Source organism: Embleya sp. AB8 (assembly GCF_049739465.1).
Classification (GTDB): Bacteria; Actinomycetota; Actinomycetes; order Streptomycetales; family Streptomycetaceae; genus Embleya.
Map to the genome: position 1 here is coordinate 280,313 of NZ_JBMHHY010000002.1, position 16,172 is coordinate 296,484.

At 70.1% G+C, this 16,172-nt stretch carries 16 protein-coding genes; 8 read left to right on the forward strand and 8 right to left on the reverse strand.

Features of this window, described 5'->3' with window-relative positions; translation table 11 throughout:
- The first annotated feature begins 6 nt into the window (after positions 1-6).
- The 5 genes from sigM (at position 7) to ABIA38_RS04260 (ending at position 4,573) form a co-directional block, all read left to right on the forward strand.
- Complete coding sequence (sigM, locus tag ABIA38_RS04240) at positions 7-720, forward strand: RNA polymerase sigma factor SigM (protein ID WP_424637023.1); 714 nt, start codon at positions 7-9, stop codon at positions 718-720.
- Positions 717-1,694 carry an anti-sigma factor family protein gene (locus ABIA38_RS04245; RefSeq protein ID WP_424637024.1) on the forward strand — a complete coding sequence of 326 codons (978 nt, stop codon included), beginning with the start codon at positions 717-719 and terminating at the stop codon, positions 1,692-1,694. The genes sigM and ABIA38_RS04245 overlap by 4 nt, the downstream gene beginning before the upstream one ends.
- 166 nt (positions 1,695-1,860) lie before the next feature.
- On the forward strand, positions 1,861-2,808 hold the full coding sequence (gene trxB, locus ABIA38_RS04250) for a thioredoxin-disulfide reductase (protein WP_424637025.1): 948 nt from the start codon (positions 1,861-1,863) through the stop codon (positions 2,806-2,808).
- A 65-nt stretch (positions 2,809-2,873) separates the two neighbouring features.
- The gene (gene trxA, locus ABIA38_RS04255; RefSeq protein ID WP_424637026.1) at positions 2,874-3,200 is read left to right on the forward strand and encodes a thioredoxin; all 327 of its coding nucleotides are present in this window, start codon (positions 2,874-2,876) and stop codon (positions 3,198-3,200) included.
- 194 nt (positions 3,201-3,394) lie between these two features.
- Positions 3,395-4,573, forward strand: coding sequence for an N-acetylmuramoyl-L-alanine amidase (locus ABIA38_RS04260; protein WP_424637027.1), 1,179 nt, complete (start codon positions 3,395-3,397; stop codon positions 4,571-4,573).
- A gap of 147 nt (positions 4,574-4,720) precedes the next feature.
- Here the strand turns inward: ABIA38_RS04260 and ABIA38_RS04265 are convergent, their stop codons facing one another.
- The 8 genes from ABIA38_RS04265 to rpmH all read right to left on the reverse strand — a co-directional run bounded on the left by ABIA38_RS04265 (position 4,721) and on the right by rpmH (position 10,667).
- Positions 4,721-5,833: a ParB/RepB/Spo0J family partition protein gene (locus ABIA38_RS04265; RefSeq protein ID WP_424637028.1), complete on the reverse strand. Its 1,113-nt coding sequence runs from the start codon at positions 5,831-5,833 to the stop codon at positions 4,721-4,723.
- Positions 5,830-6,762, reverse strand: coding sequence for a ParA family protein (locus ABIA38_RS04270; RefSeq protein ID WP_246126980.1), 933 nt, complete (start codon positions 6,760-6,762; stop codon positions 5,830-5,832). Before ABIA38_RS04270 ends, ABIA38_RS04265 begins: the two co-directional genes overlap by 4 nt.
- A gap of 270 nt (positions 6,763-7,032) precedes the next feature.
- Positions 7,033-7,794, reverse strand: a complete 762-nt coding sequence (gene rsmG, locus ABIA38_RS04275) for a 16S rRNA (guanine(527)-N(7))-methyltransferase RsmG (RefSeq protein ID WP_424637178.1) — start codon at positions 7,792-7,794, stop codon at positions 7,033-7,035.
- An 82-nt stretch (positions 7,795-7,876) separates the two neighbouring features.
- Complete coding sequence (locus ABIA38_RS04280; protein WP_424637029.1) at positions 7,877-8,428, reverse strand: protein jag; 552 nt, start codon at positions 8,426-8,428, stop codon at positions 7,877-7,879.
- Between the two features lie 68 nt (positions 8,429-8,496).
- Positions 8,497-9,666, reverse strand: coding sequence for a membrane protein insertase YidC (gene yidC / locus ABIA38_RS04285; protein ID WP_424637030.1), 1,170 nt, complete (start codon positions 9,664-9,666; stop codon positions 8,497-8,499).
- Positions 9,667-9,668: 2 nt separating this feature from the next.
- Positions 9,669-10,013, reverse strand: coding sequence for a membrane protein insertion efficiency factor YidD (yidD, locus tag ABIA38_RS04290; RefSeq protein ID WP_424637031.1), 345 nt, complete (start codon positions 10,011-10,013; stop codon positions 9,669-9,671).
- A complete protein-coding gene (gene rnpA / locus ABIA38_RS04295; RefSeq protein WP_424637032.1) occupies positions 10,010-10,513 on the reverse strand; it encodes a ribonuclease P protein component in 504 nt (167 codons plus the stop codon). The genes yidD and rnpA overlap by 4 nt, the downstream gene beginning before the upstream one ends.
- A gap of 16 nt (positions 10,514-10,529) precedes the next feature.
- Entirely contained in the window at positions 10,530-10,667 is a 138-nt protein-coding gene (rpmH, locus tag ABIA38_RS04300) for a 50S ribosomal protein L34 (RefSeq protein WP_010849920.1), read from the reverse strand.
- A gap of 351 nt (positions 10,668-11,018) precedes the next feature.
- Between rpmH and dnaA the strand changes: the two genes are divergently transcribed.
- The 3 genes from dnaA (at position 11,019) to gnd (ending at position 16,161) form a co-directional block, all read left to right on the forward strand.
- Entirely contained in the window at positions 11,019-13,004 is a 1,986-nt protein-coding gene (gene dnaA, locus ABIA38_RS04305; protein ID WP_424637033.1) for a chromosomal replication initiator protein DnaA, read from the forward strand.
- An 843-nt stretch (positions 13,005-13,847) separates the two neighbouring features.
- Positions 13,848-14,981 (forward strand): DNA polymerase III subunit beta, encoded by a 1,134-nt coding sequence (gene dnaN, locus ABIA38_RS04310; RefSeq protein WP_424637034.1) that lies wholly within the window; start codon positions 13,848-13,850, stop codon positions 14,979-14,981.
- Between the two features lie 256 nt (positions 14,982-15,237).
- The gene (gene gnd / locus ABIA38_RS04315; RefSeq protein ID WP_424637035.1) at positions 15,238-16,161 is read left to right on the forward strand and encodes a phosphogluconate dehydrogenase (NAD(+)-dependent, decarboxylating); all 924 of its coding nucleotides are present in this window, start codon (positions 15,238-15,240) and stop codon (positions 16,159-16,161) included.
- The last annotated feature ends 11 nt before the right edge of the window (positions 16,162-16,172 follow it).

Sequence of the window (16,172 nt, forward strand, 5' to 3'; positions counted from 1 at the left end):
TAGGCGGTGAGCACCGAGCGCGGCGGATCGGCGTACGCGGACGTCACCGACGCCGAGTTGCTCTCCCGGCACACCGGCGGCGACCCCGACGCGTTCGGCGAACTGGTGCGCCGGCACCGCGATCGGCTGTGGGCGGTGGCCCTGCGCACCCTGGGGGACCGCGAGGAGGCCGCTGACGCCCTCCAGGACGCGCTGGTATCCGCCTACCGTGCGGCGGGACGGTTCGAGGGCCGTTCGGCCGTCACGACGTGGCTGCACCGGATCGTGGTCAACGCGTGCCTGGACCGGGCCCGGCGCCGGGCCGCGCGGCCGGCCGTACCACTGCCCGAGGACCTCGACCAGCGCCTGCCCGCGCCGCTCCAGGAGGACCCGGCGATCCGCGGCGAGACCCGGCAGGCGGTGTTCGCCGCGCTGGCCACGCTGCCTGCCGAACAACGCGCCGCACTCGTCCTGGTGGACATGGAGGGCTACCCCGTCGAGGAGGCGGCCCGGATCCTGCAGGTCGCGTCGGGCACGATCAAGAGTCGCTGCGCGCGCGGTCGGGCCCGGCTGTTGCCGCTGGTGCGACACCTGCGCGAGGCGGGGCCACCGGGACCGGACGGCGCGCGGGGGAACCCCGGAGCCGGACGATCCGTCCCATCGACGGACGACCACCCGCACGCCGACGGGCCGACCCCGAACCCGGGCGGCACGAGCATCGAGGGAGGTGGCACACGATGAGCGAGCACATCGACGTCGAGGTGCTGTCCGACCTCGTCGAGGGGCTGCTCACGGCCGAGGAAGCGGCGGCGCTCGACGCGCATCTCGCCGAGTGCGCCGAGTGCCGCGACACTCGGGATGCGCTCGCGGAGGTCCGCGAGTTGCTCGGCGGACAACCCGCCGAGCCGATGCCGGCCGACGTGATCGCCCGGATCGACGACGCGCTCGCGCCGGCCGCGCTGCCGCCGCCGCGTCCGGCCGAGCCGCCGGTATGGCTGCCGGCCGCACCGATCCCGGCCGGCCCGACCGCACCGGCACCGGTACCCGCCGCCAGGCCCGCGCCCGCCACCGAGCACCTCGTCGTCCCGCTGGACCGGGAACGCCGCCGACTGCGCCGCGGCCCGCTGCTGCTCGCGGCGGCCGCGGTCGCCGCGGTGGCGCTCGGCGTCACCGTCCTGGTCGGCACCGGCGACGACGAGAAGTCCGGCGGCAAGTCCGTCGCCGGCGCCGACCGCAAGTCCGACGCGTCCGCGCCACAGGCCGCCGCACCCACCGGTCAGGTGGGCGAACGACCGGGACAGAACGCGGAGGAGCAGACGCCGTCGACCCCCGCGAAGCCGTCCGGTGTGGCGCCGAAGATCTATACCCGGGACGGACTCACCGAGCAGATCGACCGGTTGCTCCGCTCCGGCCGAGCCCCCGCCGCATTGCCCGGATGCGTCGCCGGCGCGGTGGGACCGGACGCCGTCCACGCGCTGGCCACCGACACCGGCAGCTACGCCGGCGCGCCGGCGTGGGTGGTGGTCCTGCCCGGGCCGAACGCCGGCCGGGTCCGGGTGGACATCGTCGACGCGTCCTGCGTGCAGCGGTCCGCGGCGGACACCTCGGGCGGCTCCACCGGTACGTCGAGCGTTCCGCCGGCCGGCCCGTCGACCCTTCCCGCGACGCCGCTCGCGGGGTCCGTACTGCTGCGCACCGAGGTCCCCCGGAGGTGATCCCCGGCACGCCGCGCTCGTGCCGTTGGGAGCGGGGAATGGTGCGCACCTAGGATCCGTTGTCGAACGAGACACCGCATCTCATCGGGGCGCGGGACTCGCAGGCCCGCACAGCCGACGCCGGCCACCGGCACGAGGCTCGACAAGGAACCAGGAAAGGCTCAGCGTGAGCGACGTCCGCAACGTGATCATCATCGGATCCGGTCCGACCGGGTACACGGCAGCCGTCTACGCAGCGCGCGCGGACCTGAAGCCGCTGGTCTTCGAAGGCGCCGTCACTGCGGGCGGCGCGCTGATGAACACCACCGAGGTCGAGAACTTCCCCGGCTGGCCGGACGGCATCATGGGTCCGGACCTGATGGACAACATGCGCAAGCAGGCCGAGCGCTTCGGCGCCGAGCTGATCCCGGACGACGTGGTGGCGGTCGACCTCGCGGGCGACGTCAAGACCGTCACCGACAGCGCCGGCACCGTGCACAAGGCGCGCGCGGTGATCCTGGCCACCGGGTCGGCGTACCGCAAGCTCGGTCTGCCCAACGAGGACGCGTTGTCCGGGCGGGGCGTCTCCTGGTGTGCCACGTGCGACGGCTTCTTCTTCCGCGACCAGGACATCGCGGTGGTCGGCGGCGGCGACTCGGCGATCGAGGAGGCCACCTTCCTGTCCCGGTTCGCCCGCTCGGTGACCGTCATCCACCGCCGGGACGAGCTGCGCGCGAGCAAGGCCATGCAACATCGGGCGTTCGCGGACGAGAAGATCTCGTTCGCCTGGAACAGCGAGGTCGCCGAGATCCAGGGCGACGGCAAGCTCAGCGGGGTCAAGCTGCGCGACACGGTCACCGGCGAACTGCGCGACCTCGCGGTCACCGGCCTGTTCATCGCGGTCGGCCACGACCCGCGCACCGAGCTGCTGACCGACCAGATCGAGCTGGACGCCGAGGGCTACGTCAAGGTCGACGCACCGACCACGCACACCAACCTCACCGGGGTCTTCGCGGCGGGCGATGTCGTGGACCACACCTACCGCCAGGCGATCACCGCGGCCGGCACCGGCTGCGCCGCCGCGCTCGACGCGGAGCGCTACCTCGCCTCGCTCGCCGACGGCACGAGCGCCTGACCCACCACCTTCGTCCCACCCTCCTGCACCCGAGCAGACCGACCCGAGCACACCGAGGAGAAACCATGGCCGGGGCCACCACCACCGTCACCGACAAGACCTTCGACACCGACGTCCTGATGAGCGACAAGGCCGTCCTCGTCGACTTCTGGGCCGAGTGGTGCGGCCCGTGCCGCCAGATCGCCCCGGCGCTTGAGCAGATCGCGGCGGAGAACAGCGACAAGCTCACCGTCGCGAAGTTGAACATCGACCAGAACCCGGAGATCACCACGCGCTACGGCGTGCTGTCGATCCCGACCCTGCACGTGTTCAAGGGCGGCCAGATCGTCAAGACGATCGTCGGTGCCAAGCCGAAGGCGCTGCTCCTCAAGGAGCTCGAAGAGTACGTCTGAGTCGACCCGTTCGACCCGGCGGCCGATCCACGCGGAGGGCGCTTCCCGGAACCGGGGAGCGCCCTCCGCGCGTGTCCGGACGTATGCCCGGTCCGGCCCGCAATCCAGGCGCCGAGACCCCGCTCCGGTACGGGAACGGCCGGCCGCGCGCGTACGATCGAGTGTTGCGTCAAAACTCGGGAGGACTCCTTTCCATGACCATGCAGCGGCGGTACCGACGCGGTGACACCGGCCCCGCAGTGGCCGAGATCAGGTCCAAACTGGTGCTGCTCGGCCTCCTGCCCGCCGGTGCCGCCACGATCGCCGGCACCGGCGACGCGGCCGGCCACGACGGCTCCCCGGACGCGGTGTTCGACCACTCCGTCGACCTCGCCGTCCGGCACTTCCAGCAGCAGCGCGCGATGACCGTGGACGGCGTCGTCGGCCCGGAGACCTACCGCCACCTCGACGAGGCCCGCTGGCGGCTCGGCGACCGCATGTTGTCCTACTCGATCGGTCACCCGACGGTCGGGGACGACGTGGCCACCCTGCAGCAGCGGCTGCTCGACATGGGCTTCGACTGCGGCCGGGTGGACGGCATCCTGGGCCCGGCCACCGAGCGCGCGCTGCGCGAATTCCAGCGCAACTACGGACTCGGCGCGGATGGCACGTGCGGACCGGCCACGTTCCGAGCCCTCGACCGGCTCGCGCGCACGGTCGTCGGCGGCCAACCGCATGCGATGCGCGAGTCCGAACTGCTGCACCGCTCCGGCCCGTCGCTGGCCGGCAAGACCGTGGTGCTCGACCCGGGCCACGGCGGCACGGACCGGGGCGTGGTGGCACACGGTCTGGCCGAGTCCGAGGTGGTGTGGGACCTCGCCCGGCGTCTGGAGGGCCGGCTGTCCGCGCTCGGGGTGCAGGCGTACCTGACCCGGGGCCTGGACGTGGACGGCATCGGCGAGGAGGAGCGCGCGGCCTTCGCCAACGCCACCGACGCCGACCTGGTGATATCCCTGCACGCGGACCGCAACGACAGCCCGCGCGCGGCCGGCGTCTCGTCGTACTACTACGGCAGCGGCACCGACCGGTACGGGCGACGCTCGCCGACCGGGGAGCACTTCGCGAGCCTGGTCCAGCGCGAACTGGTGGCGCGTACCGGGATGGTCGACGGCCGCACCCACGGCAAGGCGTGGACACTGCTGCGGCGCACCCGGATGCCCGCGGTGCGGATCGAGTTGGGCTACCTCACCAACGCGGGCGACGCGGCCCGACTGGCCACGTCCGAGTTTCGCGACCACGCCGCCGAATCGATCGTGGTGGCGCTCCAGCGGCTCTATCTGCCGCCGGACGAGGACGTCCCCACCGGCATGTTGCGGCTGCCGGTCTTCACCTGACCGGCCGGCCGGCACCCGACCCGTTTCACGTGAAACACCCCCGCGCACGGCGGCCCGTTTCACGTGAAACATGAGCAGGGACAACGGGGGAAGGGGCCCGCGGTCGTCGACCGCGGGCCCCTTCCCCCGTTGTCCCTCGCACGCCGACTACGGAACCAGCACCGAGGGTTCCTCGTCCTGCGGCTCGGACCGTGCCTGCTCGGGGTGTTCCCGTTCCGGCTCCGCCGCCGAGTGTGGTTCGCTGAGTCGCTTGGCGAAGTGGTCGCCCTCGCCGGGGGCCATCGAGGCGAGGATCCGTTCGAGATCCTCGACCGAGGCGAACTCGACGACGATCTTGCCCTTCTTCGGACCGAGAACCACCTTCACCTCGGTCTCGAACCGATCCTTGAGCCGGTCCGCGAGCTGTTTCAGTGCCGGCGCGACGATCCCCCCGGCGCGCGGCTTCTGCGCCCTGGTCGGTCGCCGATCCTCGCCCTTGATCTGCGAGGCGATCTCCTCGACGGTACGAACCGTCATCCCCTCGCGGATGATCCGCTTGGCCAGCTTGGCCAGTTCGTCGGGATACTCCTCGATCTTGAGCAGCGCGATCGCGTGTCCCGCGAGCAGCGTCCCGGCCGCCAGACTGGTCCGCACCTCCACCGGCAGCTTCAACAGCCGCAGGGTGTTGGACACATACGGCCGCGAGCGCCCGATCCGCTTGGCCAGACTCTCGTGGCTGCACGCGAACTCCTCCAGCAACTGCTCGTAGGCCATGGCCTCTTCGAGCGGGTTGAGTTCGGAGCGGTGCAGGTTCTCCAGGAGCGCGTCGAGCAGCAGCTTGTCGTCGTGGGTGACCCGGACGATCGCCGGGATGTGCGTCAGCCCCGCCTCCCGGGAGGCCCGCCAGCGCCGCTCGCCCATCACCAGTTCGTAGGTGCCGTCGCCGGTCGAGCGGACCACCACCGGCTGGAGAACGCCCACCTCCCGGATCGACTGGACCAGTTCGGCCATCGCGCCCTCTTCGAACACCTCGCGCGGCTGGCGCGGGTTGGGCGTGATCACGTCGAGCAGCAGTTCGGCGTAGAGCGCGGCCGGGGCAGCCGGCGCCGCCCGCCGGGGCGAGTCCTGGACCGGTACCGACGCCGGCGACATGGCCGGCTCGTCGGTCGCTATTTCCGCCATCCTGCGCAGGGTCTCCGCTGCGGAGGAGGACGGCTTCAACGACCGGTTCGGGATGAGCGATTCGAGCCCCTTGCCCAATCCCCTGCGTTGTCCGCTCATACTTCCTCCTTCGCCTTCGCCACGCCGCGCAGCGCCATCTCCCGAGCCGCTTCAAGATACGACAACGCCCCGGTGGAGCCCGGGTCGTAGGTCATCACGGTCTGCCCGTAGCTGGGCGCCTCGGAGATCCGCACCGAACGCGGAATGGCGGTCGGCAGCACCTCGTCCGGGAAGTGGTCACGCACCTCCTGGGCCACCTGGGAGGCCAGCCGGGTCCGGGCGTCGTACATGGTCAGCAGGATCGTGGACACGCCCAGATTCGGATTCAGGTGCGCCCGGACCAGTTCCACGTTGCGCAACAACTGGCCGAGCCCCTCGAGCGCGTAGTACTCGCACTGGATCGGGATGACCACCTCGGCGCCCGCCACGAGTGCATTGACCGTAAGCAGGCCCAGCGACGGGGGGCAGTCGATCAGGATGTAGTCCAACGGCTGTTCGTAGGCCGCGATGGCGCGTTGGAGCCGGCTCTCCCGGGCGACCAGCGAGACGAGTTCGATCTCGGCTCCGGCGAGGTCGATGGTGGCCGGTGCGCAGAACAGGCCCTCGACGTCGCGGACCGGCTGTACGACCTCGGCCAGGTCGCGGCCCTCGACGAGCACCTCGTAGATGGACGGTGTGCCGGCGTGGTGGTCGACCCCGAGCGCGGTGGAGGCGTTGCCCTGCGGGTCGAGGTCTATCACCAGCACGCGGGCGCCGTGCATGGCCAGCGCCGCCGCGAGGTTCACGGTCGACGTGGTCTTGCCGACGCCGCCCTTCTGGTTCGCGACCACCATGACGCGGGTGCGCTCCGGTCGGGGCAGCCCCTCCGAGGCTCGCCCCATCGTCTCGACGGCCTGTCTGGCCGCTCGGGCGATCGGCGTGTCTTCGATACCGGGCGCCTCTGTTTCACGTGAAACGTCGACAGCGGCGCCCACTCGGGGCGCCGGCATCGAGGCTGTCGGATACTCGGACGGCAACGGTCCACTCTCCTCTCCTGCCGCGGCGACATGGGAACTCGGGCCGACGGAATGACCACGCACTGCGGCGGCACCCTCAGAGGGTGTCACGTTCCGGCGCGCCTCAGGCGAGTAGAAGCGTTTCCACGGAAGACGTTTCACGTGAAACACGATCGCGGGTACGGCGATCGCACAGCGTTCACGACACACCCCGAGCGGGCGGGAACGGCGTTTCAGCCGTCCGGCCCAACTCCGCCGGCCGGGCTACTTCGCGGGACGTCGCCGGGCCGTCTTGGCGGTTCGGCGCGCCTTCGCCGCCCTGGACTCCCGCGACTCCCTGGCCACCACCGTGCCGATCCGGACCCGGACCACCGTGGTCAGCGGATCCACGATGCCCGCCCCGGCGTGGGCGACGGTCCACGACACCGCGCCGAGCTTGCGCAAATCGGCCTCGGACTCCAGGAGTTCCTCGGCGGCCGAGTCGCCCTTGAGCGCGAGCATCTCGCCACCCGAGCCGAGCAGCGGCAGCCCCCATCCGGCCAACTTGGCCAACGGCGCGACCGCGCGCGCGGTGACCACGTCGGCGGAGGTACGCCCACGCAGCTCCTCGGCGCGACCGCGCAGCACCTCGACGTTGTCCAGGCCGAGTTCCTCGACCACCTCGTCCAGGAACGTGGTGCGCCGCAGCAGCGGCTCGACGAGGGTGATCCGCAGGTCCGGTCGGACCAGGGCGAGCGGGATGCCCGGCAGCCCACCGCCCGAGCCGACGTCGTGCACGATCGCGTTCTCCGCGATCAATTCGGCGACCACCCCGCAGTTGAGCAGGTGCCGCTCCCAGAGCCGGCCGACCTCACGCGGGCCGACCATGCCGCGGCGTACGCCGGGGCCGGCCAGCAGATCGGCGTAACGGATCGCCCGGTCCAGGTTGGCACCGAAGAGGCGGCCCGCCGCTTCCGGCGCCGCTGGCGCGCGCTCGTCCACCGGCGGGTCGGGGGTCGTGTCGTCCTGACGTTTCACGTGGAACATCATCCCAGGAACGGCGCCGGCCCCACCTGTGGTGCAGGTGGGGCCGGCGCGACGGTTTGCGGAAACGGATCCGTGGACCCGATCAGGCGGGCAGGACGACGACGCAGCGATTGGGCTCCTCGCCCTCCGACTCGCTGCGCAGTCCGGCCTCCGCGACGGTGTCGTGCACGACCTTACGTTCGAACGGGGTCATCGGCGCCAGCTTGAGCGAGGTACCCCCGGCCTTGACCTGTTCCACCGCCTCGGTGGCGATCTCCGCCAGGTTCGCCCGCTTGGCGGCACGGAACCCGTCCACGTCGAGCATCAGCCGGCTGCGCTCGCCGGTCTCCCGGTGCACGGCCAGCCGGGTCAGCTCCTGGAGGGCTTCCAGGACCTCGCCGTCGCGGCCGACGAGGCGCTTGAGATCGGCGCTCGAGGATTCGCTCTCCTCGCTTGCGATCACCGAGACCGACGCCCGGCCACCCTCGACGTCCATGTCGATATCGCCGTCGAGATCGGCGATGTCGAGCAGGGCCTCCAGGTAGTCCGCGGCGATCTCGCCCTCCTGCTCCAGCCGGCTGATCTCCTCCGCGGTGAGCGTGATCCGACGCGACGCGGCGGGTGAGTCGACGGCGGGGGTCGTGCCTTCCGTCACAGGGGAACTCCTTTGTGGGCGAGTGAGCGAGTCGTTGGCGTGGGCGGCGGCCGGCCCGTCGAGGGCGGTCACTTCTTCCTCGGGTGCTTCCGGCTCTGGGTCTGCTTGCGCGGCCCTGCGTTACGCGCGCCGGAGTGCGGCGTGCGCGCGGTCGAGCCCTTGACCGAGCCGTTCGATCGCGCGGTGCCGGTGGTGCCGTTGCTCGCCGCGGTGCCCGCCTCGGAGGTCTCCTCGGCATCCCGACCGGCGGCGGCGTCCGCGTCGTCTCGGGCGCGGGCCTTGCGCTGCGACTTGGTCAGCCTGGTGGGCTGCTGGCGGCGGGCGGCCTGGGCCTTCAGCTCGGCCTGCTGCGCGTCGTACTCGGCCTGGTCCATCAGCTTGCCGTCGGGGAGCAGCACCTTGCCCTGCTTGCGCGCCTTCTCCGCGAGCTTGTCCTGCCGCACCTTGAACGCCGGGCTGCCGGGGGTGGGGTTGCGGTTGATCACGAACAGCTGCTGGCCCATCGTCCACACGTTGGTGGTGAGCCAGTAGATCAGCACGCCGACCGGGAAGTTGATGCCGAAGACCGCGAACATGATCGGGAACGCGTACATCATCAGCTTCTGCTGCTTCGCGAACGGGTTGCCCACGAGCGAAGCAGGGTCGGTGTTCTTCGTCATCAGCTGGCGCTGGGTGAAGAACTGCGACCCGGACATCAGCACGATCATCACGATGGTGACGATCCGCACGGTGGTCAGATCGGCCCCGAGGCTCGCGATCTTGTCCGCCGAGTCGGTGAACTTCGCGGCGATCGGCGCGCCGAAGATGTGCGCCTGCTGGGCGCTGTTCACCAGGTCGCGGTCGATCACGCCGACCGTCTTGTTCTGCGAGACCCGCTGCAGCACGTGGAAGAGCGCGAAGAAGAACGGCGACTGGACCAGGATCGGAAGGCAGCTCGAGAGCGGGTTGGTACCCGTCTCCTTGTAGAGCTTCATCATTTCCTGGGACTGCCGCTCGCGGTCGTCCTTGTACCGCTTCTGGACCTCCTTGATCCGCGGCTGCAGGGCCTGGAGTCCGCGGGTCGCCTTGATCTGCTTCACGAAGAGCGGGATCAGGCAGATCCGGATGACGACCACGAGGCAGACGATGGACAGCCCCCACGACCAACCGCTGTTCTTGCCGAAGATCGGGCTGAACAACGAGTGGAATTGGACGATGATCCACGAGACGGCGGTATATAGGGGGTTAAGAATCCCCACGGTCAAGCTCCTCGGGCGGTGGTGTTCGCACCGGGCGCGGGCTCGGTACGGCCGGTGCTGGACGTCTGCTGCCGCTCGTGCGGCTCCGACTCCGAGCGCGACTTCCGCTCCGGAAGTCGCCACGGTCGGCGTGTGCGCGGCGGCACAGGATCGACACCGCCAGAGTTCCAGGGGTTGCAGCGCAGGATGCGCCACACGGTGAGGTAGGTGCCTTTGAACGCACCGTGCACGGACATCGCCTCATACCCATAATGCGAGCACGACGGGTAGAAGCGACACACCGGCCCCAGCATCGGGCTGATCGTCCACTGATAGACCCGGATGATCCCCATGAACAGGTACTTCACGCCGTCGCTCCCGGCTTGGCCGCGGGCCCATCCGCTCGAACCGCGACAGGGCGTCCGGTCCGGCCCAGGAGCCGGTCGAACGCTGCGTCCAGATCCCGTGCCAGAGCGGAATGGTCCGCCCGGGCCGCGGGTGGCAATGCCCGTACCACGACCAGGCTACCTGCCGGAAGCAGGGCCATCCGATCGCGTATCAGGTGGCGTAGTCGACGCTTGACGACGTTACGGACAACCGCGGGGCCGACGGCCTTGCTCACGACGAAACCCGCACGCGGTGGTGGAGCCAGCTCCACATCCGCGTGCGGGTCCTCTGCCACACATTGGCGCAGGGTGTCCGGCTCGGACGGCCGTGCGGTCGCCGGGGTGCGGGCGGACGTGTCGATCCCGCTCGTCTCCTGGCGATGCAGGTGGACGACCAGGTTCGGACGGCTGGCTCGACGCCCGCGGCGAACCGCGATCGCGAAGTCCTCGCGCCGCCTCAGCCGATTGTCGGCAGGCAGCACGGAGAGATCCGCGAACTCAGGCGGAAAGCTCCGCGCGGCCCTTGCGGCGACGGGCAGCAAGGATGGCGCGACCGGCACGGGTGCGCATGCGCAGCCGGAACCCGTGGGTCTTCGCCCGGCGACGGTTGTTCGGCTGGAAGGTGCGCTTGCTCACTCGGGGGCTCCAGGATTTGAATCGTGGGCCGGCAGAAAAGACCGCCGGCCACCACCGTACGTCCGCATCGACATGATCTCGGACATGCGGCAGCGGTCGTCAGACAACTAGACCGGCCCACGGTACGTACCAACAGGCGACGGGGTCAAATGGGGGATCCGGGGCACGTCGCCCACCTGCGAAAACGTCCTGCCGAGCGGTCTGTACACAGGCTGTGGACAACGGCTTGAGCGGGCTTCCGGGCGCCACTACCGTGAACAGGTGGAGTCGGACCGCAGCGCTCGCTCGCGGGGTCCGGGACACTGGGAGCCCTCCCGAGACCCGCGTCGATGCAATGAAAGAGCGTGCACTGTGGCTGACATCACCAGCGACCTCGCCGCGGTCTGGGCACGGTTCCTGGAACGACTGGCCACCGACGACTCGGTCACGGCCAAGGACAAAGGATGGCTCCAGCGCACGCAGCCACTGACCCTGTTCTCCGACACCGCGCTGCTCGCGGTGCCGAACGAGTTCGCCAAGGAAGTCCTGGAGACCCGGCTGCGCCAGGTGGTGACCGACGCGCTCAGCCACGGCTTCGGCCGGCCGATCCGCTTCGCGGTCAGCGTCGAGCCGGGCGCGGGCGAGCCGGAGCAGGTCCCCGAGCGGCACGATCGTTCGCCGCGGCACGACGACTACAACCCCGGCCCGTACGGGCGCCCGTCCTACGGCGGCGACCGCTACGGCCGCGACGGCTACCCGCAGGAGCCGTACGGCCAGCAGCCCTACCGCCAGGACCGCGATCCCTACGCCGAGCCGCAGTACCAGCAGGACTATCCGCACGACCGCTATGCGCCGGGACCGTATCGGGACCAGCGCGACCCGCGCGACTCCCGGGAGGCGCGTGAGCAGCGCGAGCTGCGGGATCCCCGGGAGGCACGCGAGCCCCGGGACGGTCGGGATCCGCGAGACCCTCGGGACCCGCGTGATTCGCGGGAGCAACGCGACCAACGCGAGCAATACGGATATGGCGGCAATCCGAATGGTTCATCGGATCATCCGGGAATTCCGACGTCCGATGGCACCCTCTTCGCCGATCGTGAAGACCTGTTCGGGCCGCCCGGCTTTTCCACACCTTCCGTCCACAGCTTTGTGGATAATTCGACACATCAATCCGGCGACAGAGAACCGTCGCCGGGTGCCGCGCAGCCGCCCCAGCAGCCCTCGCCGACCCACCAGCCGCCGCCCGCACCGCCGGCCGACGTGCCCGGCAATCGGCCGCTGCGGCTCGCCCGACCGGGCACCGGGCGCGAGCACGGGGTGGTCGAACACGAGCCGGCCGCCCGGCTGAACCCCAAATACCTGTTCGAGACCTTCGTCATCGGCTCCAGCAACCGCTTCGCGCACGCCGCCGCGGTGGCGGTCGCCGAGGCACCGGCGAAGGCGTACAACCCGCTGTTCATCTACGGCGAGTCGGGTCTGGGCAAGACCCACCTGCTGCACGCGATCGGGCACTACGCGAAGAGCCTGTATCCGGGCACCCGGGTGCGCTACGTGAGTTCGGAGGAGTTCACCAACGAATTCATCAACTCGATCCGCGACGGCAAGGCCGACGGCTTTCGCCGACGTTATCGAGATGTCGATGTTCTGCTGGTGGACGACATCCAGTTCCTGGAGACCAAGGAGCAGACGCAGGAGGAGTTCTTCCACACCTTCAATACGCTGCACAACGCGAACAAGCAGATCGTCATCTCCTCCGACCGGCCGCCCAAGCAGCTGGTCACGCTGGAGGACCGGCTGCGCAACCGGTTCGAGTGGGGGCTGCTCACCGACGTCCAGCCGCCCGAGTTGGAGACCCGGATCGCGATCCTGCGCAAGAAGGCGATCCAGGAGGGGCTCAACGCGCCGCCGGACGTGCTGGAGTACATCGCCAGCAAGATCTCCCGCAACATCCGCGAACTGGAGGGCGCGCTGATCCGGGTGACCGCGTTCGCGAGCCTGAACCGGCAGCCGGTGGACCTCCAGCTGACCGAGATCGTGCTGAAGGACCTGATCCCGGACAGCGCGGGACCGGAGATCACCGCGACCACGATCATGGCGCACACCGCCGCCTACTTCGGGCTGTCCGTCGAGGACCTGTGCGGTACCTCGCGCAGCCGGGTGCTGGTCACCGCGCGCCAGATCGCGATGTATCTGTGCCGCGAGCTGACCGACCTGTCGCTGCCCAAGATCGGCGCCCAGTTCGGCGGGCGCGACCACACCACGGTGATGCACGCGGACCGCAAGATCCGCTCGCTGATGGCCGAGCGGCGGTCGATCTACAACCAGGTGACCGAGTTGACGAACCGGATCAAGAGCTGATTCGGCGCTCTCGAGCCCGCTCGACGCGGCCGGCGTTCCCATTCGGGGGCGCCGGCCTTCCCATGTGTCGTGTGAGCTTCGTCACATCGGCTCCATTTGCGCCGAGTTATCCACCGATCGGCGCCGAGTCGGCCGTCCACACCGTGGGGATGACGCGTTTACCGCCGAGTTCCCCACAATGACTGCGGGAACCTGGGGAAAAAGCCGGCGAGCCGGCAGGTCAGGTTCCTGTGGTGATGTGGATCGGATTCCTCCACAGACTGTGGATAACTTTTCCGCAGCGAGCCGTCCGCCATCGTGTTGTCCGGTTGTCCACGTCCCGTCCACCGAAATTCCGACCTTGTCCCCAGGTTGTCCACGGATCTGTCCACAGTCGGGCCGGTTTCACCCCTTACGGTGAATCCGGAGCCGAGCGGCGTCCGCAGAGGGTGGGGACAAGTGGGCCTCAACCTGGGGATTGTTTGGGGACAAGTACGGGTACGGCTGGGGACGGCCTGTGGACCCAATTCGGGCATCCACAGACACAGGGGGTTTATCCACGGGTTCACCCACAGCTCGCAGTGGACAAAAAACCGGCCCTGACCTGCGCATATACCGGTTATCCACGGTATCCACACCCCCTACTACTACGACCACGCGTAGTTCAAGAGAGATCCCCGGAAAACGGTCGGGTCGGCCCGAATCTGTGGACTGCGGGTTTGCCGGGGGCTGCGCGGGCTGTCGGCGCGGTGCGTCAGACTGTGTCCCGGTGGTAGGCCCCGACGGCCCGACACCGATGCCGGACAACCGAACGGCAGACACACCACAGACAGACGGCCGGCAACGGCAGGAGGCGGTGAACCGGTGAAGTTCCGGGTCGAGCGTGACGTTCTCGCTGATGCGGTGGCGTGGACCGCGCGGAGTCTCCCGGCGCGGCCGGCGGTTCCCGTCCTCGCCGGATTGCTCCTGGAGGCCGCGGACCAGCGGCTGACGCTGTCCAGCTTCGACTACGAGGTCTCCGCCCGCGGCGGCGTCGAGGCCGAGATCGACGAGCCGGGCCGGGTGCTGGTGTCCGGGCGACTGCTCGCCGACATCTCCAAGAGCCTGCCCAACCGCCCGGTGGAGGTGTCCACCGACGGCGCCAAGGTGACCGTGGTGTGCGGCAGCGCCCGCTTCACCCTGCCCACGCTGCCCGTGGAGGACTACCCGGCGCTGCCGGAGATGCCCACCGCCGCCGGCGTGGTCGAGGGCGACGTGTTCGCCGCCGCGGTGGCCCAGGTGGCCATCGCCGCGGGCCGTGACGACACGCTGCCGATGCTGACCGGTGTCCGGGTCGAGATCGAGGGCGACCTGGTGACCCTGGCCGCGACCGACCGATACCGGCTCGCGGTCCGCCAGTTCCACTGGAAGCCCGAGGCCGACGGCCTGTCCTCGGCGGTGGCCCTGGTGCCCGCCAAGACGCTCAACGACACCGCCAAGTCGCTGACCCAGGGCGACAGCGTGCAGATCGCACTGTCCGGGGACAAGATCGGCGAGGGCATGATCGGCTTCGAGGGCTCGGGTCGGCGCACCACCACCCGCCTGCTCGAAGGCGAATTCCCCAAGTACCGGGCGCTGTTCCCGGAGCAGTCGGAAACCGTCGCGACGGTGGAGACCGCGCCGTTCGTGGACGCGGTCAAGCGCGTGTCGCTGGTCGCCGAGCGCAACACCCCGGTGCGGCTGTCCTTCTCCGACGGCCGGCTCGTGCTCGAAGCCGGTTCCGGCGACGAGGCGCAGGCCTCCGAGGCGATCGACGCGACCCTGGAGGGCGAGGAGATCTCGATCGCCTTCAACCCGACCTTCCTGCTCGAAGGGCTCAGCGCGATCGGTTCCCCGGTCGCCCAGATCTCCTTCACCACGTCCACGAAGCCCGCCGTGATGACCGGCAAGCCGGACGTGGAGGCCGAGGCCACCGACGAGTACCGCTACCTGATCATGCCGGTGCGCTTGTCCGGCTGAAAACCAGGCTGCGGCTGAAAACCGAGCTGCGGCTGAAACCGGTCCGATGTCGAGTCGACCGCGGCCGAACCGGGCCGATGCCGCGCCCGGGTTCGGGCGCGGCCGGCGTGCATGACCCCGCAGCGGCACGGGCAACCGCTACCCGCGTACCGTCGACGCGGTGAAAAGCCCCCGCCCCTACAAGGGCAGCGGGGGTGGAGAAGCGGCCTCGGTGGTGCCCCACCCGGCATCGCAGCAGCGAACGAAGGATTTCAGGATGCAGCTCGGACTCGTCGGCCTCGGCAAGATGGGTGGCAACATGCGCGAGCGTCTGCGGCGCGCGGGCCACACGGTGGTGGGCTACGACCGCAACCCCGACGTCGCGGATGTACACAGCCTCAAGGAACTCGTGGACACGCTCGCCGCGCCGCGCGTGGTGTGGGTGATGGTGCCGGCGGGCGCCCCGACCCAGGCCACCGTCGACGAGCTGGCCGAACTGCTGTCCCCCGGTGACGTGGTCGTCGACGGCGGCAACTCGCGCTGGACGGACGACATCAAGCACGCCGAGGCGCTCGCCGACAAGGGCATCGGCTTCGTCGACTGCGGCGTCTCCGGCGGCGTCTGGGGCCGGGACAACGGCTACGCGCTGATGTGCGGCGGCGACGCGAAGAACATCGCCACGGTCCAGCCGATCTTCGACGCGCTCAAGCCCGAGGGCCCGGCCGGCTTCGTGCACGCGGGCAAGGTCGGCGCCGGGCACTTCGCGAAGATGGTGCACAACGGCATCGAATACGCGTTGATGCAGGCCTATGCCGAGGGCTGGGAACTGCTCGAGGCGGCCGACGTGGTCACCGACGTGCGCGAGGTCTTCCGTAGCTGGCAGGAGGGCACCGTCATCCGCTCCTGGCTGCTCGACCTGGCCGTGCGCGCGATGGACGACGACGAGCACCTGGACGGCCTGCGCGGCTACGCGGACGACTCGGGCGAGGGTCGCTGGACCGTCGAGGCGGCCATCGACCACGCCGTCCCGCTGCCCGCGATCACCGCGTCGCTGTTCGCCCGGTTCGCGTCCCGCCAGGACGACTCCCCGCAGATGAAGATGATCGCCGCGCTGCGCAACCAGTTCGGCGGACACGCGGTCACCACCGCGGCGCCGCACGCCGACGCCGCCACGCCGTCGAAGGAGGCCGACGCGGGCTGACCGGCAGCCTG

Coding starts and splice junctions, on each gene's coding strand:
- ABIA38_RS04245 (WP_424637024.1), top strand. CDS start 717: ATGAGCGAGCACATCGACGTCGAGGTGCTGTCCGACCTCGTCGAGGGG.
- trxA (WP_424637026.1), top strand. CDS start 2,874: ATGGCCGGGGCCACCACCACCGTCACCGACAAGACCTTCGACACCGAC.
- ABIA38_RS04260 (WP_424637027.1), top strand. CDS start 3,395: ATGACCATGCAGCGGCGGTACCGACGCGGTGACACCGGCCCCGCAGTG.
- ABIA38_RS04265 (WP_424637028.1), bottom strand. CDS start 5,833: ATGAGCGGACAACGCAGGGGATTGGGCAAGGGGCTCGAATCGCTCATC.
- ABIA38_RS04270 (WP_246126980.1), bottom strand. CDS start 6,762: ATGCCGGCGCCCCGAGTGGGCGCCGCTGTCGACGTTTCACGTGAAACA.
- rsmG (WP_424637178.1), bottom strand. CDS start 7,794: ATGTTCCACGTGAAACGTCAGGACGACACGACCCCCGACCCGCCGGTG.
- gnd (WP_424637035.1), top strand. CDS start 15,238: ATGCAGCTCGGACTCGTCGGCCTCGGCAAGATGGGTGGCAACATGCGC.